The organism is Klebsiella sp. HMSC09D12 (assembly GCF_001808475.1).
Lineage (GTDB): Bacteria > Pseudomonadota > Gammaproteobacteria > Enterobacterales > Enterobacteriaceae > Klebsiella > Klebsiella oxytoca.
In genome coordinates, this window is sequence record NZ_KV793476.1 from 80748 (window position 1) to 105536 (window position 24789).

The window sequence follows — 24789 nt, forward strand, 5'->3', positions numbered from 1 at the left end:
CGCGATGCCCGGCGGGCATCGCGATGTGATAAGTCGCTTTTGTACGTATTCAGGCCGGATTTATAGCGGCGTCCTGCAGCTGTTTGATTTCGCTTTCCGTTAATTCGGTGAGCTGGATGACCAGCGACTGTTCCATTCCGTTTTCCAGCATCCGGTTAGCAATTTTTAGTCGGGCCTTTGCTTCACCTTTTTCAATGCCCCATTCAATAAAAAGCTCTTTGCCGTTTTTTTCCAGCCATTCGTTCAGCGTTTCCATTGACTCCTCCTGCGGTATATGACTTACCAGTCCATTGAAAAAAGCCTTAGGGTTTGCGGTATAACCGCGCTGCCCCATGTAGCTAAATAACACTTTTAGCTGTTCGGCGGTAGTATATCCCGTGTTCAGCAGGGCCCCCAATTGCTCCAGCAGAAGCATGAGATCCCGTTGCCGAATATGTTTCTGCAGGAGCTCCAGTATCGCAATGCGCCGGTGCTGCATAATCGCGTCGTCAGGGATCACCGTGATATCGACCAGCGGAAAAGGGCGGTTATAGATTATTTTTGCCCACTCCGGCGAGTCGAACAGGCTGTACCAGTTCATCGTGAAGGGATAGGGCGAGGTTTTGCCCTGATAAAAAAGAATGGGAACCACCAGTGGAAGATGCGTATTTCCCGCTTCCAGATGGCGCTGCATTGCGGCGACGGCATAGCGCATCAGGCGAAACGCCATCTGTTTGTCCGGCGAGCTTTGATGCTCAATAAGTACGTGGATATAGCCGGTCTTATTATTGATTTTCAAAGAGTACAGCACGTCGGAATAGTAGGCGCGCAGGTCTTCCTCAATAAAATTACCTGATTCCAGCTGTAGCGTATTGAGATCGCACTGCGCGCGCAGATCTGCCGGAAGATGGATATCGATAAAGTCTCTGGCTGTGTCGGTATGCGCCAGTAGCTGTTTGAAGATAGCATCATGCGGGGTGGGAGAAGATTGCGTTGTCATCCTGAGCGATCCCTGCGGCTAATTTTGCGCTCAGCATCGGCTTCGGGCTTCATTTTGTCCGCTGACGATTTTGACTTCTACGAGGCGTGATGATGACAATCTTTCGAAGCGATCGCGCTTGCAGATTGTTATGCGTGAACCCACGCAAATTGAGGCTTTGCGGCGAGATGACAGAGATATTGCCGGGACTGGGCAGTCCCGGCAATCAGGGTTACAGCTTCGCGAAGGCGTTACGCGCTGCGGCGACGGTATTGTCGATATCCTCTTCGCTATGAGCAATAGACATAAAGCCCGCTTCAAACGCCGACGGCGCCAGGTAGACGCCCTCTTCCAGCATCAGGTGGAAGAAGCGTTTAAACCGTTCTACATCGCACTTCACCACGTCCTGGTAGCAGGTCACGCTTGGCGCATCGGTAAAGAAAATGCCAAACATGCCGCCGACGTTATTCACCACCAGCGGAATACCGGCATCGCGAGCGGCGTCCAGCAGGCCCTGTGCCAGCTGGTTGGTGAGTTCAGTTAGCGTCTCATGTACGCCGGGCTGCGCCACTTCGCTTAAGCAGGCGAAACCTGCCGCCATGGCGATGGGGTTGCCGGAGAGGGTACCTGCCTGGTAAACCGGGCCGGTCGGAGCAAGGGCATCCATCACCTCGCGGCGACCGCCGAATGCGCCAACCGGCATACCGCCGCCGATGATTTTGCCAAGGCAGGTCAAATCCGGCACCACGCCGTAGTAATCCTGCGCGCCCGCCAGCGCCACGCGGAAGCCGGTCATGACTTCATCAATAATCAGCAGCGCGCCGAATTCGTCGCACAGCGCGCGCAGGCCCGGCAGAAACTCCGGCAGCGGTGGAATACAGTTCATATTACCGGCCACCGGCTCAACGATGATGCAGGCAATATCCTGTGGATACTGTTCGAACGCAGCGCGGACCGAGGCCAGATCGTTATAGGTGCAGGTCAGGGTGTGTTTGGCGAAATCCGCCGGCACGCCCGGCGAGTTCGGCTGGCCAAGCGTCAGCGCACCTGAACCGGCTTTCACCAGCAGACAGTCGGCGTGACCGTGGTAGCAGCCTTCGAACTTGATAATTTTGTCGCGACCGGTAAAGCCACGCGCCAGGCGGATGGCGCTCATAGTGGCTTCGGTACCGGAGTTCACCATCCGGACCATATCCATGGTCGGGACCAGTTCGGTGACCAGCGCCGCCATTTTAACTTCCATCTCCGTTGGCGCGCCAAAGCTCAGGCCGCGCTCAGCAGCTTCAATAACCGCATTGCGGATTGCCGGATGGTTATGGCCCAGCACCATTGGGCCCCAGGAGCCGACATAATCGATATACGCTTTACCATCGACGTCGTAGAGATATGCGCCGTCGGCGCGCTCAATAAACAGCGGTGTGCCGCCGACGCCGGTGAAGGCGCGTACCGGAGAGTTCACGCCGCCGGGGATAAGTTCACGCGCAGCATTATACAGATTTTCAGATTTGCTCATTACCGGAGTCCTGGTTCGTGAAAAATGTTTTGTCGACTATTCTAAGTTATTCCAGGAAGGTTATGAAAGTTTTGCCCAATTGAAACAATGGGGGCGCAGCGCATTTTTTTGACGACGGAGCCTGTCCGGTTGGCTAGAATGCCCTTCTTTCTATTTGTATTACTAATCATTGATAATGGCATGAAAGCAGAAAATCCCTCTTCTTCAGCACATCAGTTCGTACGCGTTCGCCGCAGCGATGCCGTGCGTCGGTTGATTCAGCGTGATAAAACGCCGTTGGCGGTGTTATTGATGGCGGCCGTTGTCGGAACGCTGGCGGGGCTGGTTGGCGTCGCGTTTGAGAAAAGCGTCAACTGGGTGCAAAACGTGCGCATTGGCGCGCTGGTAGAGGTGGCAGACCACTGGTTTCTGGTCTGGCCGCTGGCTTTTATCCTCTCCGCTTTGCTGGCGATGGTGGGCTATTTCCTCGTCCGTCGTTTTGCGCCGGAAGCAGGCGGCTCCGGGATCCCGGAAATTGAAGGCGCGCTGGAGGAATTGCGTCCCGTTCGCTGGTGGCGCGTGCTGCCGGTGAAGTTTATCGGCGGCATGGGCACGTTGGGCGCGGGGATGGTGCTGGGGCGCGAAGGGCCGATGGTGCAGCTTGGGGGCAATCTTGGGCGCATGGTGGTGGACGTCTTCCGCATGCGCAGTCCGGAAGCGCGTCATACGCTTCTGGCGACCGGCGCCGCCGCGGGGCTCTCCGCCGCTTTTAACGCGCCGCTGGCCGGGATTCTGTTTATTATTGAAGAGATGCGCCCGCAGTTTCGCTACAACCTGATCTCCATTAAAGCCGTGTTTACCGGCGTGATTATGGCAACCATCGTTTTCCGTATCTTCAATGGCGATAAAGCGGTTATCGAGGTCGGTAAGCTCAGCAATGCGCCGGTCAACACGCTGTGGCTGTATTTGATCCTTGGGATGATTTTTGGCTGCGTGGGTCCGTTATTTAATACGCTGGTGCTGCGTACCCAGGATATGTTCCAGCGGATTCACGGCGGCAACATCAAGAAATGGGTGCTGATTGGCGGCCTGATCGGCGGTAGCTGCGGCGTGCTGGGACTGATTCAGCCGGCAGCGTCCGGCGGCGGATTTAACCTGATCCCCATCGCCGCGGCGGGCAATTTTTCCGTTGGCCTGCTGCTATTTATTTTTATCGCGAGGGTGATTACCACGCTGCTCTGCTTCTCTTCCGGCGCGCCGGGCGGAATTTTTGCCCCGATGCTGGCTCTGGGGACGCTGCTGGGTACGGCGTTTGGTATGGCAGCGACGCCGCTGTTTCCGGCGTATCATCTGGATGCGGGAACCTTTGCCATTGCCGGTATGGGGGCGCTGCTTGCCGCCTCGGTCCGGGCGCCGTTGACCGGTATCGTGCTGGTGCTGGAGATGACCGATAATTATCAGCTCATTTTGCCAATGATTATTACCTGCCTCGGCGCAACACTATTGGCACAATTCCTCGGCGGTAAGCCTTTATACTCGACTATTCTGCAGCGTACTCTCGCAAAACAAAAAGCGGAACAGGAAGCCAGGGCGCAGCCTGTCGGCGGGGAGAATACTTGAACGATTTACTCGGGTATTAGATAATGGCTCAAAAGGTCGGGTTATTCTTTAACCGGTCAGAAGTATCAATGGGAGCATAAAATGAGTGATGACGTAGCGTTGCCGCTGGAGTTTACCGAAGCCGCAGCGATTAAAGTAAAAGACCTGATTGCGGATGAAGACAATCCGAACCTGAAACTGCGCGTGTACATCACCGGCGGTGGCTGCAGCGGTTTCCAGTACGGCTTCACCTTTGACGATCAGGTTAACGAAGGCGATATGACTATCGAGAAGCAGGGCGTCGGCCTGGTGGTTGACCCAATGAGCCTGCAGTATCTGGTCGGCGGCGCCGTCGATTATACCGAGGGACTGGAAGGTTCGCGTTTTATCGTGACCAACCCGAATGCGAAAAGCACCTGCGGCTGCGGCTCCTCATTCAGCGTCTAAAGATAGTGCGATCGTGAGCCCCTTCTTCCACAGGGAGAGGGAGCAAACATTAAAAACGGTAACGTTCAGGTTACCGTTTTGCTTTTATTACCGTCCATTCTCATCAAGTGCAAACGTTGGCAGCTTCAGGTGCCAGCGGATTGCCGCCAGCCGAATCACCAGCGTAACCACCATCCCTGACATCGCCGCGTTTTCTAACGGAACCTGGAAGGTGTAGTGCGCCGTTGCGTGTACGATACCGCCAACGATGCAGGCGGTCGCGTAGATTTCCGTACGCAGAATCATCGGGATTTCGCGCGCCAGCACGTCGCGAATAATCCCTCCGCCGACGCCGGTGACGACGCCCATGCAGATGGCCACCAGCGGTCCGCTATGAGCAAGGAAGGCTTTGTTGACGCCGATCCCGACAAATACTGCCAGGCCGACGGCGTCCAGTACCGGCAACACCCATTTAGGTAACCGACGCGGCTGGCGCACCAGCAGGATAGTCAGCATGCTGGTGACCATGGCCACTACCAGATCGGTAGGATCTTTAACCCAAAATACCGGGCCGTTAGCAAGGGCCATATCACGAATGGTTCCGCCGCCCACTGCGGTCACCACGCCTAATACCAGCACGCCGAAAGGGTCCATGCGCAGCTTTCCAGCCAGCAGGACGCCAGAGATGGCAAACACGGCGGTGCCAATAATATCCAGCCAATAGACAAGCATCGTCAGTTCCCACTTATAGTCTACCCCATCAGGCTATTTCATTTGCCAGTTTGACCCTGGTCAGCGCTGACGAACCTCACGTACAGCGTATACGCTGCGGTTGTTCCTCGCTGTGTTCCAGACTGTCTGCAACAATAGCGCCTGGTGGGATAGGTTCTGAGCACCTGGGTTATCAGGTGATTATTTTACCTGTTCGAGCGCAGTACAGAGTTGTTTTGCGGCGAGGATAATACGTGGGCTCGCGCGTTCAAACCAGTCGCCATGTAGCGCAATAAAAGAAATTTTTAGCTGATTCTGCCAATAGCGCTCAACGGCGGGAAGTTTACTGGCATCGCCGGCGATAACGATAGCCTGCGGCTGCCTTGCCAGCACCTGTTCACGGCTAACCTGCGGCCAGGGAACCCGGCTGGCGGCAAAAATGTTTTCTCCCCCGCACAGCGTCAGAACCTGATCCTGAATCGAGCCTTTGCTGGTCGTAAAGAGAGGGTTGGCGCCGAACTGTAAAAAAACGCGTTTTTTCGGCACGTTGGCATAGCGGGCTTTCAGCTTCTGGTACTCACTTTGCATATTCTGCGCCGCCTGCTGCGCCTTTTCCGGCTGCGGGCTCCACTGCGCCAGCTGGCGAAGCGTCGCGATAATGTCTTCAATGGTCGACGTTTCGACCCAGATGACTTTTATCCCGAGCGAGCTTAGCTGATTGACCTGCCGCTCAGCGTTACCGCCGCGCCAGGCCAGCACCAGGTCGGGCTTGAGGGCGACGATACGTTCCAGATTCATCCCCTGCCAGCTGGAGACCTGCTCTATCTTTGCGGCTTCAGGGGGATAATCGGAATAACTGCTGACGCCAACTGGCGTAATGCCGGCGGCAAACGCCAGTTCTGTATTGGCGGGAGAGAGCGTCCCCACCCGCGGCGCGGCGAAAAGCCACGCCGGGGCGAGCAGCAGCAGGGCGGCAAGCGCCGTTATAAACGACTTAGCCACGGGCCAGGTGCTGCACCAGGTTTTCCACCATCAGGGTGGATTGTTTCGCGGCAACGGCGAGAAACTCGTCGAAGCTGAGATGCGACTGCTGATCGGCAACATCGGAGATGGCGCGAACGACTACAAAAGGTACGCCATAGTTGTGGCAGACGTGCGCGATGGCCGTGGCTTCCATTTCTACCGCGACGGCCTGCGGGAAGTTGTGACGGATTTTTGCGAGACCAATGGAACCATTGATGAAAGCATCGCCGCTGACGATGAGCCCGCGTACCGCGTTAAGGTTGAGCGCTTTGATGCAGGTCTCTGCGGCGGCAATCAGCTTCTCATCGGCTTTGAAACCGGCCGGACAGCCCGGCAGCTGACCATACTCATAGCCAAACGCGGTAACGTCCGCATCGTGATAGCGCGTTTCGTCGGAAACGACGATGTCGCCGACCTTCAGGGTTGATGTCAGACCGCCCGCAGAACCGGTGTTGATAATCACATCCGGCTTACAGTGTTCCATCAACAGGGTCGCGCCCATGGCGGCGGCAACTTTGCCGATACCCGATTTCAACAGAGCGACGTCAATACCCTGAAGCTGGCCGGTGTAGATTTCGCTGCCGCCGATAGTGATAGTCTGGCGGTTGTCGATTTTGTCGCGCAGAAGGGTAACTTCCTCTTCCATTGCGCCAATAATGCCGATTTTCATAGATTTACTCGCGATGTGTGGGTTTTAGCGGCATAGTCTATCATGCGCTTAGAAGGAAACGTTATTGCTCGCTCGGAGGAGATCATGGCTAAGATCGATTTTCGCAACAAGATTAACTGGCGTCGCCGCTACCGTTCACCGCAGGGCGTTGAGACGGAGCGAGAAATCCTGCGAATTTTCGAAAGCGATCGCGGGCGCATCATTAACTCGCCGGCGATCCGCCGGCTGCAGCAAAAAACTCAGGTTTTCCCACTGGAGCGCAACGCTGCGGTGCGTACGCGGTTGACCCACTCCCTGGAAGTTCAGCAGGTGGGCCGCTATATCGCTAAAGAGGTGCTGAGCCGGCTGAAAGAGCAGAAGCTGCTCGAACGCTACGGGCTGGATGAGCTCACCGGGCCGTTTGAGAGCATTGTTGAAATGGCCTGCCTGATGCACGATATCGGCAATCCGCCATTTGGTCATTTTGGCGAGGCGGCGATTAACGATTGGTTCAGCCAGCGGCTTTTTCCCGGCGATGCGGCCAGCCAGCCGTTAACCGACGATCGCTGCGTGGTTGCGGCGTTGCGCCTGCAGGAAGGCGATAGCCAACTGAATGAGCTTCGCCGTAAGGTTCGTCAGGATTTGTGCTGGTTTGAGGGAAATGCGCAGGGCATTCGGTTAGTGCATACGCTGATGCGAATGAATCTGACCTGGGCGCAGGTGGGCTGTATTTTAAAATATACCCGTCCGGCATGGTGGCGCGGGGAACCGCCGGCCAGCCACAATTATTTAATGAAGAAACCTGGTTATTATTTAGCCGAAGAAGGCTATGTTGCGAGGTTGCGTAAAGAACTGGATCTGGCTCCTTACAATCGATTCCCATTAACGTGGATTATGGAAGCCGCGGATGATATCTCATATTGCGTTGCCGACCTTGAGGATGCGGTAGAAAAACGCATCTTCAGCGTAGAGCAGCTTTATCAGCATCTCTATGAGGCCTGGGGGGTTCACGAAAAAGGCTCCTTGTTTAATCAAGTTGTCGAAAACGCCTGGGAGAAATCGCGTGCGAATTCTCTGAGTCGCAGCACTGAAGATCAGTTTTTTATGTATTTACGGGTGAATACGCTCAATAGGCTGGTACCGTACGCGGCGCGTCGGTTTATTGATAACCTGGAGAAGATTTTCAGCGGCGATTTTAATCACGCGCTGCTTGAAGACGATAGCGATTGCAGTCAGCTGCTTGAACTATACAAAAATGTTGCGGTAAAACATGTGTTTAGCCATCCTGACGTTGAGCAGCTGGAACTGCAAGGTTATCGAGTGATTAGTGGTTTGTTAGATATATACCAGCCGTTGCTAAAATTATCGCTCGATGAGTTTAGTCTGCTGGTGGAAAAAGAGCGGGTGCGGAGTTTACCGATTGCTTCGCGTCTGTTCCAGAAACTTTCGACTCGCCATCGGCTGGCTTACGTCGAGGCCGTAAATAAGATTTCACGCAGTAATCCGGAATTTCCGGTGATGGAATATTATTATCGCTGTCGTCTCATTCAGGACTATATCAGCGGAATGACCGACTTGTATGCATGGGATGAATATCGTCGCCTGATGGCCGTAGAATAAGGCTGAGTTTTGTAAAGACGGACAATAAATTTTTACTTTTACCAAAACTTCATTCCGGAACTTCGCGCTATAAAATGACTCTGATAGTCACCTACACAGCAACTATTCGTTATCTGAAATCGAGATTGAAACATATGAAAAAAACCACGTTAGCAATGAGTGCCCTGGCTCTGAGTTTAGGTCTGGCGTTGTCCCCTCTCTCTGCGAGCGCGGCGGAAACAGCTTCTTCGGCAACTAATGCGCAGCAGATGCCAAGCCTGGCGCCGATGCTGGAAAAAGTGATGCCGTCGGTCGTGAGCATTAACGTTGAGGGGAGCACCACCGTTAATACGCCGCGGATGCCGCGAAACTTCCAGCAGTTCTTTGGCGATAATTCACCATTCTGCCAGGATGGTTCACCGTTCCAGAGCTCTCCGTTCTGTCAGGGCGGCGGACAAGGCGGCGCGCCGGGCGGTAACGGCGGACAGCAGCAGAAATTTATGGCCCTCGGTTCCGGGGTCATCATTGATGCCGCTAAAGGCTATGTCGTCACCAACAACCACGTCGTGGATAACGCGACAACCATTAAAGTTCAGCTGAGCGATGGCCGTAAGTTCGACGCGAAAGTCGTCGGCAAAGACCCGCGTTCTGATATTGCGCTGATTCAAATTCAGGATCCGAAAAACCTGAGCGCGATTAAACTGGCGGACTCTGACGCTCTGCGCGTCGGCGATTACACCGTAGCGATCGGTAACCCGTTTGGTCTGGGCGAAACCGTGACCTCGGGGATCGTCTCCGCGTTAGGTCGTAGCGGCCTGAACGTTGAAAACTATGAGAACTTTATCCAGACCGATGCGGCTATTAACCGCGGTAACTCCGGCGGCGCGCTGGTTAACCTGAACGGCGAGCTGATCGGTATCAACACCGCGATTCTGGCGCCGGACGGCGGCAACATTGGTATCGGCTTCGCTATTCCGAGCAATATGGTGAAAAACCTGACCGATCAGATGGTTAAGTTTGGCCAGGTGAAGCGCGGTGAGCTGGGTATCATGGGTACCGAGCTGAATTCCGAGCTGGCGAAAGCGATGAAAGTTGATGCGCAGCGCGGCGCGTTCGTCAGCCAGGTCATGCCAAACTCGGCCGCCGCTAAGGCGGGCATTAAAGCCGGCGATGTGATTACCACGCTGAACGGTAAATCGATCAGCAGCTTCGCCGCTCTGCGTGCCCAGGTGGGTACCATGCCGATCGGCAGCAAAGTCGAGCTTGGCCTGCTGCGCGACGGTAAGCCGGTGACGGTGACCGTTGAGCTGCAGCAGAGCAACCAGAATCAGGTTGATTCCAGCACGATCTTCAACGGTATTGAAGGTGCGGAAATGAGCAACAAAGGCCAGGACAAAGGCGTCGTGGTGAGCAACGTGAAAGCGGGCACTCCGGCGGCGCAGATTGGCCTGAAAAAAGGCGATATCATCGTTGGCGCTAACCAGCAACCGGTGAAAAATATTGCCGACCTGCGCAAAATCTTTGATGCCAAGCCCTCTGTTCTGGCGCTGAACATTCAGCGCGGCGATGCGACTATTTATCTGCTGATGCAGTAATTCGTCGCCGTCTGCAAAGCCCCTTCTCTCCTTGCGGAGGGAAGGGGCTTTTTCTTTCTGCTGAGGGTTCCATTTTTGGTTCTGTGACATCTTCCACAACTCCATACTTCTCTCCCCGGCTTTGGGCAAATGCACAATGCGGCGTTTTGCCAACTCTTCTATGCTGGTAGCCTGCTCACGGGAGGGTTACATGGCTGGCTGGCATCTTGATACCAAAATGGCGCAGGATATCGTGGCGCGCACGATGCGCATCATTGATACCAATATTAACGTGATGGATGCCCGAGGGCGCATTATCGGCAGCGGTGACCGCGAGCGAATTGGTGAATTGCACGAAGGGGCGCTGCTGGTGCTTTCTCAGGGACGGGTTGTCGACATTGATGATGCTGTTGCCCGCCACCTGCACGGCGTGCGTCAGGGGATCAATCTGCCGCTGCGTCTGGAAGGGGAGATCGTCGGCGTAATCGGTCTGACCGGGGAACCGGAGTCGCTGCGCAAATACGGGGAACTGGTTTGTATGACCGCCGAGATGATGCTGGAACAATCGCGGCTGATGCATCTCCTGGCCCAGGATAGCCGTTTGCGCGAAGAGCTGGTCATGAACCTGATTCAGGCGGAAGAGAACACGCCGGCGCTGACTGAGTGGGCGCAGCGTCTGGGGATCGATCTCAATCAACCGCGCGTCGTGGCGATGATTGAAGTAGATAGCGGCCAGCTGGGCGTCGATAGCGCGATGGCGGAACTGCAGCAGCTGCAAACCGCGCTGACCACGCCGGATCGTAATAATCTGGTGGCCATTGTCTCGCTGACCGAGATGGTGGTGCTGAAACCCGCGCTGAATGCCTTTGGGCGCTGGGATGCAGAAGATCACTGCAAACGCGTTGAGCAGCTAATTAGCCGGATGAAAGAGAACGGTCAGCTGCGTTTTCGCGTGGCGCTGGGCAATTTCTTTACCGGGCCGGGCAGCATTGCTCGCTCGTACCGCACCGCCCGAACCACGATGATGGTCGGCAAGCAGCGGATGCCCGAAAGCCGTAGCTATTTCTACCAGGATTTGATGCTGCCGGTCCTGCTGGATAGCCTGCGCGGTGGCTGGCAGGCCAATGAGCTGGCGCGCCCGCTGGTTCGCCTGAAGGCGATGGATAACAACGGCCTGCTGCGCCGTACTTTACAGGCATGGTTTCGTCATAACGTGCAGCCGTTGGCGACCTCCAAAGCGCTATTTATCCATCGTAATACGCTGGAATATCGCTTGAACCGTATTTCTGAACTGACGGGGCTGGATTTAGGAAATTTTGACGATCGTCTGCTGCTGTATATTGCGCTCCAGCTGGATGAGCAGCGTTAAAAACACTCCCGCCGCAGGCGGGAGTGGGGATGGCGGATTACAGGCGCTGCAGTCCGCGGGTCGTGACTTGCCAGGAGACGGTATTAGGCTGTGGCCAGGAATAACCATTTAACGGATTGATGATGACGGAGCGATCTCCGGCTTCGGCATGAAAGACTTCGACGATATAGCCCTCATCGAGTATTGCCGTATCTATATAATCGCCAAGCTGCGATGAGCCTTTAATGGACTGGCGATAAACCACCGAGCCGCGCGTATTGTAGACATTTACCGTGGCATAGGTCGTCGTAAATTGCTTATTCGGCACCCCAGGGCTGGCGGTAAAGGTCAGCGCGCCGCCGCCAATATCCATCTCCATCGTCGCGAAACGGGTATTATTTTCGCCGAGCAGTTGCCAGGTGAAGAGATCGCCGTAAAGCTCTGTTGCCCCCTCCTCAGCATCAGGGGTTTCCTCATCCTGCTCTTCGGTTATAAGCGAACAGGTCGTCAGCCCATCCTTCACTACCCGCCAGCGGTTGTGTTGCTTCAGCGTAACTGCGCGATGAGTCGTATCATTGCAGGAGCTGGAGCGGAATGGCTCATCATGGAAAACCTCAATGATCATGTTTTCAGCGAGCGCGATAGTCTCGCTGTTTGCCAGGTTATTGGTCGCTCCGGCATAGCTGCGGTGATAAACCACCGTTTCGTCTGCTCCGGTTGCCGTAATGCTGGCATAGGTATGGGAAACATAATACGGGTGCGGCGCGCCGGTACGCGTGGCGACCGTCATTGCGTGCTGCTGATTATCGATAACGATCTGGCAAAAATCTTTATTGCCTTGCCCTCTGAGATTGAGGGTAACGCTTTTGCCCGTCAGTTCGCCCGGTTCGCTATTATCCTGAGGCAGGACGTCGGCATACTCTTTGAGCAATTTGCTGCGCCGAGGCTCTTCCATACGAGAGAGCAGCAGGAAGAGATCGTTTTTACTTACGCTCTCTTCCTGCGCCAGCAGTGAAGGCTGGCTACGTATCGTCTGAGCGTTGTGTTCGAAAATAGCCTGTAAGTCATCCGCCGGATTATTGTCGAGGATAAAGTTATAAAGCCCATTATCATCAATGCGCATCAGCTGGAATTTCTCACCTGCGATCAGCGTTAAATATCCCGGAGAGGCTTTCAGCCGTCCCGGCTCGACGTGAGTAATATATAAGTGATAGTGAGGACCGAAGGGAATAATCTCCTTACCGGTGGCGCAGTTCGTGCCGTTCATTTTGCGCTCAAATACCTTTTCGCCGCTGGCGGAAAGGACGCATACGCCAGCATAGAGCGTATCGGGATAGTAGCTATGCGGCGTGGCGCTGATAACGTTTAGAATAAGTTGCTGATTTTCATAGTCGATATCAAGGCGCGCAAATGGCGCATCGCCAAGACCTAAAAAGCTCATCGTTACGTTACGCACGCTGGTATCGCTTTGTCGGGTGTAGTTGACGGTAGCCGTATTGATGCCTTCTTTGACGACGATATGGCTGATGTCCGGACGATATTTTTGTGAACGGCCTTTCGGTGGATCGATCTGGTAAACGCCGATGGGAAGGTCATTCAGGGTCAAGGTGTTATCATCGACTATTAGTGAATAACGCGTGCCGCAATTATCCTTAATAGTCAGCGTCCGACCATAGATTTGATCCGGCTGGTCGATATTGAGCGTCAGAGATAGCGTACCTGTTTTGCCTAAAGCCGCCAGTTCGCTGTTATCCACCAGCCAGACGAAAGAGTCCAGCCCCAGCTGACGACGTGCGCTATCCCATTCATTTTGTGGCAGAAGAAGATATAGCGGATAAAGCGGTTTTGCCGCCAACGTAGCGATATATTCCCGAGTGGCGTTTTCCAGGGGGAGACCGCCTAGCGCAATGAACGGAGTGACATCATACCCTGCGGTGGTAGCAATGGCGGTAGCCAGCATATCGGCAAGCTGGTGATCGGATGGCTGGAAGCCATTGCTATTGGCCAGTACACGATAGTTCTGGTTGAAGGCGCGGAAGGCTTTAGTTCCCGCTTTGAGCAGCATCAGCATCAGAAATTGCAGACGCGGACGCAGGCCCCAGCGGGCGACGGGCGTCTGGTCTTTAATACAGGTCATCAGCTGAACTTCCTGCACGGCCTGCTGACCATAGTCATAGAGCCAGCCATCAATATAGAGATGATCGTCCCGGCTCAGCGTGAGCTGCTGGTAGAAAGAAGCGTAAATGTTGTTCCACACTTCGTTGACGGGCAGCGTTGTGTCCTGCATAAATTTGCCCTGATAGCCGTGGCCAATCTCGTGCAGGATCACCCACTGTGTGGTGACGTTATCCAGCCAGCCTTCGCCGATGGTTGCGGAAGTATGCCCGCACCATTCGGTATCGTAATAAGCCGCACCGACGCCATGTTTATCGGCTCTTACAAAATAGCGGGTGGCAATATCCTGATTCAACGGAGAATCCGGCTTATCGCTTAACCCAGCCCAGTCGTTATAGCATTTAAAAAGGTGAGTGTAATAAGCGTGTAACGCGGGTAAGCCCGCTTTCATCGCATTATCGCGGTCGGCATAGGGCAGCAGCAGATTGATAACATCCAAATCAAGCAGCGCGAATGACGATCTATTTTTTTCCCAGTTAAGGAAAAATTCATCCTCAGATTGGCCCGCTTTCCAGCAGGGTAGGGGTTTAGTTGCCGCGGGTTGCTGATAGATGACGGTGAACTCGCAGGGCTGGTCGGTAAACAACGTATCGATAAAAGGGACGGTATCAACGGCTGCGCTGACCGTTTTCCAGCCAGTGGCCAGCGTACAGGTTTTTTCTGCCGCGGTATCATCGCAGAGCAGGCGCAGCGTCGCATTACCGTTACTCATATCCGGCTGGCGGATTTGCAGCACCGTATTGGCGGGCAGAATAAAGCCCAGCGGCTGACGATCGTGCCGGCGTCCTTTTTCAAAACCGGCATTATCCAGCCAGGGCGCAGATTGCAGGGTATAACATGTTTGTTCAATTTCCAGTGTCATCGTATGACCTCCTTTCAGGTGGAAACTGAACATACAGGTCCTTATTTTATTATGTAATTCATGTGGATAGCAAAATGAGATGAAATGAGATGAGAGACGAAAATCTGAGGTTCACGGAGTTTGCAGATGAGGCGTGAGTGAGAGAAGAGAGGGAAACAGGGCCAGACTCTGGCCCGTATCAGGCTTATTTATTTCGCGTCAGTTTTTCCAGATCGGATTCAATTTCGCTGATCTTATTCGTGACAACGCTTTCCAGGTGACGCAGGTCGTCCAGGATCTTACGTTTCAGATCGATTTCGGTGCGATCGCGCTGACAGATTTGATCCAGCTCGTCGATGATATAGCGTAGGTTAGGGCTAATCTCCTGAACTTCTTTATAGCCCTGGCCCACGCCGTCGGCGACCACGGTTTTACGCTGACGCGGATATTTAAACTTGACGCTCTTGGCGAAGAACTCGCCTTTATCCTTCTGAAAGTAGATTTTCAGAATATCGTTATTGGCTTCCTGCCGCAGGCTATAGCGATCGATTTCATCAGGATTGGTAATACCAAGACTTTTCAGATTATCGTACATAACGGTACCTTTGATATCATCGTAATCTTTGAATAATTAACGAAAAAATCCATCTTCGCCAGCTCAATATATAAAAAAAGCGGGATGCCTCCCGCTTTTTATACTGCTTAGTCGATAGTACGCAGAAGTTCGTTGATTCCGACCTTGCCGCGGGTTTTGGCATCAACTTTCTTCACGATGACCGCGCAGTACAGGCTGTACTTGCCATCTTTCGACGGCAGGTTGCCGGAGACGACAACGGAGCCTGCCGGCACGCGGCCGTAGAAGACTTCACCGGTTTCGCGATCGTAAATTTTGGTGCTCTGGCCGAGATAGACGCCCATGGAGATCACGGAACCCTCTTCAACGATCACGCCTTCAACCACTTCAGAACGCGCGCCGATAAAGCAGTTATCTTCGATAATAGTAGGGTTAGCCTGCAGCGGCTCCAGCACGCCGCCGATGCCGACGCCGCCGGACAGGTGAACGTTTTTACCGATCTGCGCGCAGGAGCCGACGGTCGCCCAGGTATCAACCATGGTACCTTCGTCAACGTATGCGCCGATGTTCACATAGGACGGCATCAGAACCGTGTTGCGAGCGATAAACGCCCCCTGGCGAACGGCCGCTGGCGGAACGACGCGGAAGCCTTCTTTCTGAAAGCGCGCTTCATCATAATCCGCGAACTTCATTGGGACTTTATCGAAGTAGCGGCTCTCCGCACCATCGATAACCTGGTTATCGTTAATACGGAAAGAGAGCAGAACCGCTTTCTTCAGCCATTGATGGGTGACCCACTGGCCGTCGACTTTTTCAGCGACACGCAGCGCGCCGGAATCAAGCAGAGAAATCACCTGGTTAACCGCTTCGCGGGTTACGGTATCCACGTTTGCCGGCGTGATGTCGGCGCGACGCTCAAAGGCGGACTCAATAACGTTCTGTAATTGCTGCATTGTTTACTCTTTCCATTTACTTAAAAAAATACGTTACCCTTTATCGTTTGGATTGAGGGCCTCTGTCAACCGTTGTTGCACTTCTTGCTGCAGCTCATTATTAAGGGCACGCCGGTCTGCGGTGGCGATTATAAATAAATCTTCTACTCGCTCACCAATTGTCGTAATTCGCGCGCCGTGGAGCGAAATTCCGAGGTCGGCAAACACCTGACCAACGCGCGCTAACAGACCCGGCTGATCGAGAGCAATCAGTTCCAGAAAAGATTTGCGGTCGGTATGCGTCGGCAGGAAATTAACCTCCGTTGGGACGGAGAAATGCCTCAGTTTTGCCGCCTGACGGCGGGGAGCCGGCGGTTGCCAGCTGCGCTGGGTGATGGTCTGTTCCAGGCCCACGCGGATCATTTCGTGCCTGTCGGCGGAAAGCGGACTTCCGTCCGGCTCAAGAACAATAAAGGTATCCATCGCCATACCGTCGCGGGTAGTAAAGATCTGCGCATCGTGAACGCTAAGATTACGTCGATCCAGCTCGCCGCAAACGGCGGCAAAGAGATAAGGGCGGTCCGGACTCCAGATAAAAATCTCGGTGCCGCCGCGCGAGGCGTGGGAACTGAGCAGGATCATCGGCTTACTGAGATCGTGCTGCAGCAGATTGCGCGCATGCCAGGCGAGCTGGTTTGGCGTATGGCGCACGAAGTAGTTCGCGCGGCAGCGGTTCCATATTTGATGCAGCGCCTGTTCATTAATATTTTCCATTCGCAGCAGCGCCAGCGCCTGTAGCTGGTGATGACGCACCCGCTCGCGCATATCCGGCGTATTTTGCATTCCCCGGCGCAGCTGCTTTTCGGTGGCGAAATAGAGCTCGCGCAGCAGGCTTTGCTTCCAGCTATTCCACAGGTTTTCGTTGGTGGCGCAGATATCGGCAACGGTCAGGCAGACCAGATAGTGCAGACGATTCTCTGTCTGTACCTCTTCGGCAAACTGCTTGATCACTTCCGGATCCTGGATATCACGGCGCTGGGCGGTGACCGACATCAGCAGATGATGGCGCACCAGCCAGGCGACCAGCTGGGTTTCGCGAGAGTTAAGACCGTGGAGCTCGGCGAATTTCAACACATCCTGCGCGCCGAGAATTGAATGGTCGCCGCCGCGCCCTTTGGCGATATCGTGGAAGAGGGCGGCGATAAAGATCAGCTCCGGATGCGTCAGGCGCGGCCACAGCTCAACGCACAGCGGGTGACGGCTGCGGATCTCTTCTTTGGCGAAGCTCTCCAGCTTGAGCAGTACGCGGATAGTGTGTTCATCGACGGTATAGGCGTGAAACAGGTCAAACTGCATCTGACCAACAATATGCGACCATTGCGGCATATAGGCCCACAGCACGCTATGGCGGTGCATCGGCAGCAGTCCCCGGCTAACCGCGCCCTGATGGCGCAGCATACTGAGGAACAGGGTCCGCGCTTCGGGAATATAGCAAAGCGGTTGCGTCAGATGGCGCCGGGCGTGGCGCAGATGGCGAAGCGTGGTGGAGTAGATACCGGTGATGCTGCTGTTGCGCACCATCATAAAGAACATGCGCAGAATCGCCTGCGGTTCGCGGATAAACAGCGTGTCGTCGCGCAGATCGATAAGCGTGCCGCGCAGTTGAAAATCATCATCAATCGGCCGCGGTTTCTCATCTTCGGTGAGCGCCAGAATCGCTTCTTCAAACAGCTGGATCAGCATTTGGTTCAGCTCGCTGACCCGACGAGTGACGCGGAAGAAATCCTTCATCATATGTTCGATCGGCTGGTTGCCTTCGCCTTCATAGCGCAGGCGACGGGCGACGCTGAATTGCCTGTCGAACAGCAGGCGGTTATCGTAGCGGTTGAGCTCAAGATGAAGCGCAAAACGAATCCGCCACAGCTGATGCAGGCATTCATTAAGCTCGTTGCGCTCGGCTTCGGTCAGGAAGCCGAAACCGACCATTTCATCAAGCGAGGTGGCGCCGAAATGGCGGCGCGCGATCCACTGCAGAGTATGAATATCGCGCAGGCCGCCGGGGCTGCTTTTCACATCCGGCTCCAGGTTATAGCTGGTTCCGTGATAGCGCTGATGGCGGACATTCTGTTCTTCAACTTTTGCCGCAAAGAATTTTTCCGATGGCCAGAAGCCATCGCTGAAGATGTGTTTTTGCAGTTCAAGGAACAGCGCGACGTCGCCTATAAGCAGACGCGATTCGATCAAGTTGGTGGCGACGCTGAGGTCTGATAGCCCCTCAAGCAGGCACTCTTCGAGGGTGCGCACGCTGTGGCCAACTTCCAGTTTAATATCCCACAGCAGCGTCAGCAGCTCGCCGACCTTCTGGGCCTGCTCATCGGGCAGCTTTTTACGACTCAGGATAAGCAGATCGATATCTGACAGCGGGTGGAGTTCGCCGCGACCGTAACCGCCGACGGCGACCAGCGCGATGTCGTTAATTGACCCGAAACCGTACTCAATCCACAGCCGCTGGAGCAGTTGATCGATAAATTCGGTCCGCGCCTCAATCAACTTCTCTGCGACGATGCCCTGGTCAAAAGCCTCGCCCAGCCAGCGCTGGAAAGCGTCGATATGCGTCTTGATAGCCGCGCAGTTGAAATCACTCTGCGGCCAGCGGCCCGGATTAGCGGGCTGTCCGGCCAGGGAAGGGGAGACAGTATCAGATAAAGAGTTGCTCATCGCGCCACCATAAGAAAAAACTATCGCCCATAAAAAATCGCCGGGAGCGATTTTTAACGTCGCTTGCGGCGGCCCACAGGGTGCTCGTCATAAAAAAGCCGGCTGGCGCCGGCTTTTCATCAATCGTTGTGCGAGATTATCGCCGGGATGGTGTCATCCTTGCGTAACGTCAGTATTTCACAGCCGTTGTCTGTCACCACAATAGTATGCTCATACTGCGCAGACAAGCTCCGGTCTTTGGTTTTTACCGTCCAGCCGTCTTTCATGCTGCGGATCTCTTTTTTGCCGGCGTTGACCATCGGCTCAATGGTAAAGGTCATGCCTGGCTTGAGCACCACGTTGGTTTCCGGAGAATCGTAGTGCAACACCTGCGGCTCTTCATGAAAACCGCGGCCGATACCGTGTCCGCAATACTCGCGCACCACGGAGAAACCTTCGGCTTCAACGTATTTCTGAATAGCTGCGCCGATGGTGCGCAGATTGATTCCCGGTTTGACCATTTTGAGGGCCAGATAGAGGCTTTCCTGGGTAATGCGGCACAGGCGCTCGCCAAGAATAGTCGGCTTGCCGACGATAAACATCTTTGACGTATCGCCGTGGAAATCATCTTTAATGACGGTGACGTCAATGTTGACGATATCGCCATCTTTCAGCAGCTTGCCGTCGTCCGGGATCCCGTGGCACACCACTTCATTAATAGAGATGCAGACGGATTTGGGAAAACCGTGATAGCCCAGGCAGGCAGAAACGGCTTTTTGCTCGTTAACGATGTAATCGTTGCAGATGCGGTCCAGTTCGCCGGTGCTGACGCCCGGTTTCACGTAGGGCTCGATCATTTCCAGCACTTCAGCGGCCAGGCGGCCGGCAACGCGCATTTTTTCGATGTCTTCAGATGTCTTAATAGAAATAGCCATGGATTGTGTCCAGCAGTGTCGATTTTTTCGACAATAATAGATTATGTCTGAACAATGTTAACAGTCCGGGCGTCCTGCTGCCAAATTGAGAATCATTAACAGCACGCGACGTCAACAACAGTTGGTGTCCGGTCCTGTTTTGTGATATAAAGCGCGCCGGACTTCTGTTCCATTCTCAGATACACAAGATGGACTGAAGCGACAAATCTCACTTTGTGTAACAACACACACGTATCGGCACATATTCCGGGGTGCCCTTTGGGGTCGGTAATATGGGATACGTGGAGGCATAACCCCAACTTTTATCTATAGAGGTTTTAAACATGGCAACTGTTTCCATGCGCGACATGCTCAAGGCTGGTGTTCACTTTGGTCACCAGACCCGTTACTGGAACCCGAAAATGAAGCCTTTCATCTTCGGCGCGCGTAACAAAGTTCACATCATCAACCTTGAGAAAACTGTACCGATGTTCAACGAAGCGCTGGCTGAACTGAACAAGATCTCTTCTCGTAAAGGTAAAATCCTTTTCGTTGGTACTAAGCGCGCTGCAAGCGAAGCGGTAAAAGACGCTGCTAACAGCTGCGACCAGTTCTTCGTGAACCATCGCTGGCTGGGCGGTATGCTGACTAACTGGAAAACCGTTCGTCAGTCTATCAAACGTCTGAAAGACCTGGAAACTCAGTCCCAGGACGGTACTTTCGACAAGCTGACCAAGAAAGAAGCGCTGATGCGCACTCGTGAGCTGGACAAGCTGGAAAACAGCCTGGGCGGTATCAAAGACATGGGCGGCCTGCCGGACGCGCTGTTCGTTATCGACGCTGACCACGAGCACATCGCAATCAAAGAAGCAAACAACCTGGGTATTCCGGTATTTGCTATCGTTGATACTAACTCCGATCCGGACGGCGTTGACTTCGTTATCCCGGGTAACGACGACGCAATCCGTGCAGTTAGCCTGTACCTGAGCGCTGTTGCTGCTACCGTTCGTGAAGGCCGTTCTCAGGATCTGGCTTCTCAGGCGGAAGAAAGCTTCGTAGAAGCTGAATAATAAGGCATACCCTTATTTAGTACCGTGTATAAATAGGGGCCTCTTAGCGGCCCCTTTTTCACTTTCAAATCTGTCTGGTTCCTGGAACCGGGCAGATCACATCTCCCGAGGATTAAAGAATGGCTGAAATTACCGCATCCCTGGTAAAAGAGCTGCGCGAGCGTACTGGCGCAGGCATGATGGATTGCAAAAAAGCGCTGACTGAAGCGAACGGCGACATCGAGCTGGCAATCGAAAACATGCGTAAATCCGGTGCTATTAAAGCAGCGAAAAAAGCAGGCAACGTTGCAGCTGACGGCGTCATCCTTACCAAAATCGATGGCACCTACGGCATCATTCTGGAAGTTAACTGCCAGACTGACTTCGTTGCTAAAGATGGTGGCTTCCAGGCATTTGCTAACAAAGTTCTGGATGCTGCAGTTGCTGGCAAAATCACCGACGTTGAAGTTCTGAAAGCACAGTTCGAAGAAGAACGCGTTGCGCTGGTTGCTAAAATCGGTGAGAACATCAACATCCGTCGCGTGTCTTCCCTGGAAGGCGAAGTACTGGGTTCTTACCAGCACGGCGCGCGTATCGGTGTTCTGGTTGCTGCTAAAGGCGCGAGCGAAGAGCTGGTTAAACAGCTGGCTATGCACATCGCTGCAAGCAAGCCTGAATTCGTTAAGCCGGAAGACGTTTCCGCTGAAGTGGTAGAAAAAGAGTACCAGGTTCAGCTGGATATCGCCATGCAGTCTGGCAAGCCGAAAGAAATCGCAGAGAAAATGGTTGAAGGCCGCATGAAGAAATTCACCGGCGAAGTTTCTCTGACCGGTCAGCCGTTCGTTATGGATCCGAGCAAATCTGTTGCTCAGCTGCTGAAAGAGCATAACGCTGACGTGACTGGCTTCATCCGCTTTGAAGTGGGCGAAGGCATTGAGAAAGTTGAGACTGACTTTGCAGCAGAAGTTGCTGCGATGTCCAAGCAGTCTTAATTTTCAAAAGGAGCCGCCTGAGGGCGGCTTCTTTTTGCGCCTAATGTGTAAATTCAGCCAACCGCTATAGTGGACACGCTGAAAAGCGACGTACAATGTCGCCGGAATTAACTCATCTCATTCGTTGACAGTCTCAGGAAAGAAACATGGCTACCAATGCAAAACCCGTCTACAAACGTATTCTGCTTAAGTTAAGTGGCGAAGCTCTGCAAGGTTCAGAAGGCTTCGGTATTGATGCGAGCATACTTGACCGCATGGCTCAGGAAATTAAAGAACTGGTTGAGCTGGGTATTCAGGTTGGCGTAGTGATTGGTGGCGGTAACCTTTTCCGTGGTGCTGGTCTGGCGAAAGCAGGTATGAACCGCGTTGTGGGCGACCACATGGGCATGCTGGCAACGGTCATGAACGGCCTTGCAATGCGTGATGCACTTCATCGCGCCTATGTGAACGCCCGCCTGATGTCAGCGATTCCGCTGAACGGCGTGTGTGATAACTACAGCTGGGCAGAAGCAATTAGCCTGCTGCGTAACAACCGCGTAGTGATTCTTTCCGCGGGTACCGGTAACCCATTCTTTACTACCGATTCCGCTGCCTGCCTGCGCGGTATTGAAATTGAAGCCGATGTGGTGCTGAAAGCGACCAAAGTCGACGGGGTCTTTACCGCCGATCCGGCCAAGGATCCTTCTGCAACCATGTACGATCAGCTGACCTACAGCGAAGTGCTGGATAAAGAGCTGAAAGTGATGGATCTTGCTGCCTTTACCCTGGCCCGCGACCACAAATTGCCGATTCGCGTATTCAATATGAATAAGCCTGGCGCGCTGCGTCGCGTGGTGATGGGCGAAAAAGAAGGCACATTAATTACGGAGTAATTCCCGTCGGCGCCAAATACGGGTAATATTCGGCCTTACTTTTTCGGGTTTTTGACCCGATGGTTTTCAACATGCTCGGTGGACGGAATGCTGCGGCTGATTCCTCAGCCTGAAGGACGCTGAGCATAAACATGACTATACTTAGCTCACTTTTGCAGTGGGCGACCGTCTGGTCTGTCTGAGACAAGTTTTCAAGGATTCGTAACGTGATTAGCGATATCAGAAAAGATGCTGAAGTACGCATGGAGAAATGCGTCGAAGCGTTCAAAACCCAAATCAGCAAAATACGCACGGGTCGTGCTTCTCCCAGCCTGCTGGATGGCATTATCGTGGAATACTACGGCACGCCGACCCCGCTGCGCCAGCTGGCTAGCGTAACGGTAGAAGACTCCCGCACGCTGAAGATCAACGTTTTCGATCGCTCTATGAGCCCGGCCGTTGAAAAAGCGATTATGGCTTCCGACCTCGGTCTGAACCCAAGCTCCGCGGGAAGCGATATCCGCGTTCCGCTGCCACCGCTGACCGAAGAACGTCGTAAAGATCTGACCAAAATCGTGCGTGGTGAAGCTGAACAGGCGCGCGTTGCCGTACGTAACGTTCGTCGCGATGCCAACGACAAAGTAAAAGCACTGCTGAAAGAGAAAGAGATCAGCGAAGATGACGATCGCCGTTCTCAGGAAGATGTGCAGAAAATGACTGATGCTGCTATCAAAAAAGTTGATGCGGCGCTGGCGGATAAAGAAGCGGAACTGATGCAGTTCTGATTCTCTGCCGACACGCGGGTCTGACTATCGACCTGCGTAAAATCTGAAACGCCGTACAGGAGACCGTACGCTCAATTTTCGGGATTGCGTTCAGACGGCTGGCCTTGTAGCCTTTGGCACCATGTCAAAGGCGCTGCGCCTCCGCTCTGCCATCCGATCATTGATGCACAAGGGTTTGCTGGCGGCGTTTTGCTTTTAATCCTGTCTACCTTTTCTGGACGCCTCATGAAGCAATTAACCGTTCTCGGTTCGACCGGTTCTATCGGCTGCAGCACGCTGGACGTGGTGCGCCATAATCCAGATAGTTTTTCTGTCACTGCGCTGGTCGCCGGGAAAAATGTCGACCGTATGGTTGGACAATGTCTGGAATTCTCCCCTCGTTACGCGGTAATGGATGATACGCGCAGCGCTGAACTGCTGCGGTCAAAACTGCGCGAGCAGGGTAGCCGGACTGAGGTCATGAGCGGCCAGCAGGCTGCCGCGGAAGTCGCAGCGCTCGACGACGTTGACCAGGTCATGGCGGCGATTGTCGGCGCAGCGGGCCTGGTACCGACGCTTTCAGCTATTCGCGCGAGTAAAACGGTGCTGCTGGCGAACAAAGAGTCGCTGGTGACCTGCGGCCGTCTGTTTATGGAGGCCGTGCAGAGATACGGAGCGCGTTTGTTACCGGTAGATAGCGAGCACAATGCGATTTTTCAGAGTATGCCGGAAACAGTTCAACAGGATCTGGGGTACGCTGATTTAACCCAAAACGGCGTGTCGTCGATTCTGCTAACGGGCTCCGGTGGTCCTTTCCGCGAAACGGCGATTTCGGAACTGGCGGCGATGACTCCCGATCGGGCATGTAAGCATCCAAACTGGTCCATGGGGCGCAAGATTTCTGTCGACTCCGCCACCATGATGAACAAGGGGCTGGAGTATATCGAAGCCCGCTGGTTGTTTAATGCATCTGCGCAGCAGATGGAAGTTCTGATTCATCCGCAATCGGTGATTCATTCGATGGTGCGCTATCAGGATGGGAGCGTGCTGGCGCAGCTCGGCGAGCCGGATATGCGGACGCCGATCGCCCATACGATGGGCTGGCCAAAGCGTCTCAACTCAGGAGCAAAACCGTTGGATTTTTGTCAACTGAGCAACCTGAGCTTCTCCGCGCCGGACTATGCGCGTTATCCCTGCCTGAAGCTGGCAATGGACGCGTTTGATGTGGGGCAGGCGGCGACAACCGCGCTGAATGCGGCAAACGAAGTCTCGGTCGCGGCATTCCTCAACGGTGATATTCGCTTTACCGATATTGCGGCAATCAATCAGTCGGTCTTGGATCAACAGACGCTAAATGAACCGCAAAGTATTGATGAAGTACTGGCTATTGACGCTATGGCCCGGGCAAGCGCAGGTCGGCTGCTAGCGGCGCAGCGCAAATTCTGATACTCGTTGTGATATTTGTGGGCGCATGGCTTCGGTGATATAGTCTGCGCCATCCGATCGTTGCATTTTGGTGTGAAAGATTACGGTGGCCGTGGCAAAACACGGCTTTTTTGCGTAAAGCTTTTGGTTGTTCTCTGCGATTGGCCGTAGCTCCGGCACCGGATAAAAATGCGTA

At 54.0% G+C, this 24789-nt stretch carries 20 protein-coding genes; 10 read left to right on the forward strand and 10 right to left on the reverse strand.

Going from position 1 to position 24789, the window contains the following annotated elements:
* Nucleotides 1-49: 49 nt before the first annotated feature.
* Both HMPREF3178_RS13975 and hemL read right to left on the reverse strand, forming a co-directional pair.
* Entirely contained in the window at nt 50-979 is a 930-nt protein-coding gene (locus tag HMPREF3178_RS13975) for an Rpn family recombination-promoting nuclease/putative transposase (protein WP_004107966.1), read from the reverse strand.
* A gap of 211 nt (nt 980-1190) precedes the next feature.
* Nucleotides 1191-2471 (reverse strand): glutamate-1-semialdehyde 2,1-aminomutase, encoded by a 1281-nt coding sequence (gene hemL, locus HMPREF3178_RS13980; RefSeq protein ID WP_004107964.1) that lies wholly within the window; start codon nt 2469-2471, stop codon nt 1191-1193.
* A 180-nt stretch (nt 2472-2651) separates the two neighbouring features.
* On the opposite strand from hemL, the gene clcA reads away from it, so the two are divergent.
* Together clcA and erpA are read left to right on the forward strand one after the other, a co-directional pair.
* Nucleotides 2652-4070, forward strand: coding sequence for a H(+)/Cl(-) exchange transporter ClcA (clcA, locus tag HMPREF3178_RS13985; protein ID WP_032692291.1), 1419 nt, complete (start codon nt 2652-2654; stop codon nt 4068-4070).
* Nucleotides 4071-4151: 81 nt separating this feature from the next.
* A complete protein-coding gene (gene erpA / locus HMPREF3178_RS13990; protein WP_004098733.1) occupies nt 4152-4496 on the forward strand; it encodes an iron-sulfur cluster insertion protein ErpA in 345 nt (114 codons plus the stop codon).
* Between the two features lie 87 nt (nt 4497-4583).
* On the opposite strand, the gene HMPREF3178_RS13995 is transcribed toward erpA, so the two are convergent.
* The 3 genes from HMPREF3178_RS13995 to mtnN all read right to left on the reverse strand — a co-directional run bounded on the left by HMPREF3178_RS13995 (nt 4584) and on the right by mtnN (nt 6879).
* Nucleotides 4584-5207: a TRIC cation channel family protein gene (locus HMPREF3178_RS13995; RefSeq protein WP_004107962.1), complete on the reverse strand. Its 624-nt coding sequence runs from the start codon at nt 5205-5207 to the stop codon at nt 4584-4586.
* 180 nt (nt 5208-5387) lie between these two features.
* Nucleotides 5388-6188: a vitamin B12 ABC transporter substrate-binding protein BtuF gene (gene btuF / locus HMPREF3178_RS14000; RefSeq protein WP_070585240.1), complete on the reverse strand. Its 801-nt coding sequence runs from the start codon at nt 6186-6188 to the stop codon at nt 5388-5390.
* On the reverse strand, nt 6181-6879 hold the full coding sequence (gene mtnN, locus HMPREF3178_RS14005; RefSeq protein WP_017144949.1) for a 5'-methylthioadenosine/S-adenosylhomocysteine nucleosidase: 699 nt from the start codon (nt 6877-6879) through the stop codon (nt 6181-6183). The genes btuF and mtnN overlap by 8 nt, the downstream gene beginning before the upstream one ends.
* Nucleotides 6880-6963: 84 nt before the next feature.
* On the opposite strand from mtnN, the gene dgt reads away from it, so the two are divergent.
* From dgt to cdaR, 3 genes are all read left to right on the forward strand, one after another.
* Nucleotides 6964-8478: a dGTPase gene (gene dgt, locus HMPREF3178_RS14010; RefSeq protein ID WP_016808888.1), complete on the forward strand. Its 1515-nt coding sequence runs from the start codon at nt 6964-6966 to the stop codon at nt 8476-8478.
* 134 nt (nt 8479-8612) lie between these two features.
* Nucleotides 8613-10052 carry a serine endoprotease DegP gene (gene degP / locus HMPREF3178_RS14015; protein WP_004107952.1) on the forward strand — a complete coding sequence of 480 codons (1440 nt, stop codon included), beginning with the start codon at nt 8613-8615 and terminating at the stop codon, nt 10050-10052.
* 190 nt (nt 10053-10242) lie between these two features.
* Nucleotides 10243-11400, forward strand: coding sequence for a DNA-binding transcriptional regulator CdaR (cdaR, locus tag HMPREF3178_RS14020; protein ID WP_004098741.1), 1158 nt, complete (start codon nt 10243-10245; stop codon nt 11398-11400).
* A gap of 37 nt (nt 11401-11437) precedes the next feature.
* Here cdaR and HMPREF3178_RS14025 read toward each other — a convergent pair whose 3' ends face one another.
* The 5 genes from HMPREF3178_RS14025 to map all read right to left on the reverse strand — a co-directional run bounded on the left by HMPREF3178_RS14025 (nt 11438) and on the right by map (nt 19533).
* Nucleotides 11438-14416: a putative mucin/carbohydrate-binding domain-containing protein gene (locus HMPREF3178_RS14025; protein WP_017144948.1), complete on the reverse strand. Its 2979-nt coding sequence runs from the start codon at nt 14414-14416 to the stop codon at nt 11438-11440.
* Between the two features lie 184 nt (nt 14417-14600).
* A complete protein-coding gene (locus HMPREF3178_RS14030; protein WP_004098742.1) occupies nt 14601-14990 on the reverse strand; it encodes a DUF3461 family protein in 390 nt (129 codons plus the stop codon).
* Between the two features lie 107 nt (nt 14991-15097).
* A complete protein-coding gene (gene dapD / locus HMPREF3178_RS14035; protein WP_004107948.1) occupies nt 15098-15922 on the reverse strand; it encodes a 2,3,4,5-tetrahydropyridine-2,6-dicarboxylate N-succinyltransferase in 825 nt (274 codons plus the stop codon).
* 33 nt (nt 15923-15955) lie between these two features.
* Complete coding sequence (glnD, locus tag HMPREF3178_RS14040) at nt 15956-18619, reverse strand: bifunctional uridylyltransferase/uridylyl-removing protein GlnD (protein WP_017144947.1); 2664 nt, start codon at nt 18617-18619, stop codon at nt 15956-15958.
* Between the two features lie 119 nt (nt 18620-18738).
* A complete protein-coding gene (map, locus tag HMPREF3178_RS14045) occupies nt 18739-19533 on the reverse strand; it encodes a type I methionyl aminopeptidase (RefSeq protein WP_004107944.1) in 795 nt (264 codons plus the stop codon).
* A 323-nt stretch (nt 19534-19856) separates the two neighbouring features.
* Here map and rpsB point away from each other — a divergent pair, with 323 nt between their 5' ends.
* The 5 genes from rpsB to ispC all read left to right on the forward strand — a co-directional run bounded on the left by rpsB (nt 19857) and on the right by ispC (nt 24614).
* Nucleotides 19857-20582: a 30S ribosomal protein S2 gene (gene rpsB / locus HMPREF3178_RS14050; protein WP_003856207.1), complete on the forward strand. Its 726-nt coding sequence runs from the start codon at nt 19857-19859 to the stop codon at nt 20580-20582.
* Nucleotides 20583-20701: 119 nt separating this feature from the next.
* Nucleotides 20702-21553: a translation elongation factor Ts gene (gene tsf, locus HMPREF3178_RS14055; RefSeq protein WP_004110718.1), complete on the forward strand. Its 852-nt coding sequence runs from the start codon at nt 20702-20704 to the stop codon at nt 21551-21553.
* Between the two features lie 146 nt (nt 21554-21699).
* A complete protein-coding gene (pyrH, locus tag HMPREF3178_RS14060; protein ID WP_004098747.1) occupies nt 21700-22425 on the forward strand; it encodes a UMP kinase in 726 nt (241 codons plus the stop codon).
* A 206-nt stretch (nt 22426-22631) separates the two neighbouring features.
* Nucleotides 22632-23189 carry a ribosome recycling factor gene (frr, locus tag HMPREF3178_RS14065; protein ID WP_004107940.1) on the forward strand — a complete coding sequence of 186 codons (558 nt, stop codon included), beginning with the start codon at nt 22632-22634 and terminating at the stop codon, nt 23187-23189.
* Between the two features lie 225 nt (nt 23190-23414).
* On the forward strand, nt 23415-24614 hold the full coding sequence (ispC, locus tag HMPREF3178_RS14070) for a 1-deoxy-D-xylulose-5-phosphate reductoisomerase (protein WP_017144946.1): 1200 nt from the start codon (nt 23415-23417) through the stop codon (nt 24612-24614).
* Nucleotides 24615-24789 lie beyond the last annotated feature (175 nt).

Coding starts and splice junctions, on each gene's coding strand:
- HMPREF3178_RS14030 (WP_004098742.1), bottom strand. CDS start 14,990: ATGTACGATAATCTGAAAAGTCTTGGTATTACCAATCCTGATGAAATC.
- hemL (WP_004107964.1), bottom strand. CDS start 2,471: ATGAGCAAATCTGAAAATCTGTATAATGCTGCGCGTGAACTTATCCCC.
- cdaR (WP_004098741.1), top strand. CDS start 10,243: ATGGCTGGCTGGCATCTTGATACCAAAATGGCGCAGGATATCGTGGCG.
- mtnN (WP_017144949.1), bottom strand. CDS start 6,879: ATGAAAATCGGCATTATTGGCGCAATGGAAGAGGAAGTTACCCTTCTG.
- map (WP_004107944.1), bottom strand. CDS start 19,533: ATGGCTATTTCTATTAAGACATCTGAAGACATCGAAAAAATGCGCGTT.
- pyrH (WP_004098747.1), top strand. CDS start 21,700: ATGGCTACCAATGCAAAACCCGTCTACAAACGTATTCTGCTTAAGTTA.
- erpA (WP_004098733.1), top strand. CDS start 4,152: ATGAGTGATGACGTAGCGTTGCCGCTGGAGTTTACCGAAGCCGCAGCG.
- rpsB (WP_003856207.1), top strand. CDS start 19,857: ATGGCAACTGTTTCCATGCGCGACATGCTCAAGGCTGGTGTTCACTTT.
- dgt (WP_016808888.1), top strand. CDS start 6,964: ATGGCTAAGATCGATTTTCGCAACAAGATTAACTGGCGTCGCCGCTAC.
- glnD (WP_017144947.1), bottom strand. CDS start 18,619: ATGAGCAACTCTTTATCTGATACTGTCTCCCCTTCCCTGGCCGGACAG.
- tsf (WP_004110718.1), top strand. CDS start 20,702: ATGGCTGAAATTACCGCATCCCTGGTAAAAGAGCTGCGCGAGCGTACT.
- ispC (WP_017144946.1), top strand. CDS start 23,415: ATGAAGCAATTAACCGTTCTCGGTTCGACCGGTTCTATCGGCTGCAGC.
- degP (WP_004107952.1), top strand. CDS start 8,613: ATGAAAAAAACCACGTTAGCAATGAGTGCCCTGGCTCTGAGTTTAGGT.
- HMPREF3178_RS14025 (WP_017144948.1), bottom strand. CDS start 14,416: ATGACACTGGAAATTGAACAAACATGTTATACCCTGCAATCTGCGCCC.
- dapD (WP_004107948.1), bottom strand. CDS start 15,922: ATGCAGCAATTACAGAACGTTATTGAGTCCGCCTTTGAGCGTCGCGCC.
- clcA (WP_032692291.1), top strand. CDS start 2,652: ATGAAAGCAGAAAATCCCTCTTCTTCAGCACATCAGTTCGTACGCGTT.
- HMPREF3178_RS13995 (WP_004107962.1), bottom strand. CDS start 5,207: ATGCTTGTCTATTGGCTGGATATTATTGGCACCGCCGTGTTTGCCATC.
- HMPREF3178_RS13975 (WP_004107966.1), bottom strand. CDS start 979: ATGACAACGCAATCTTCTCCCACCCCGCATGATGCTATCTTCAAACAG.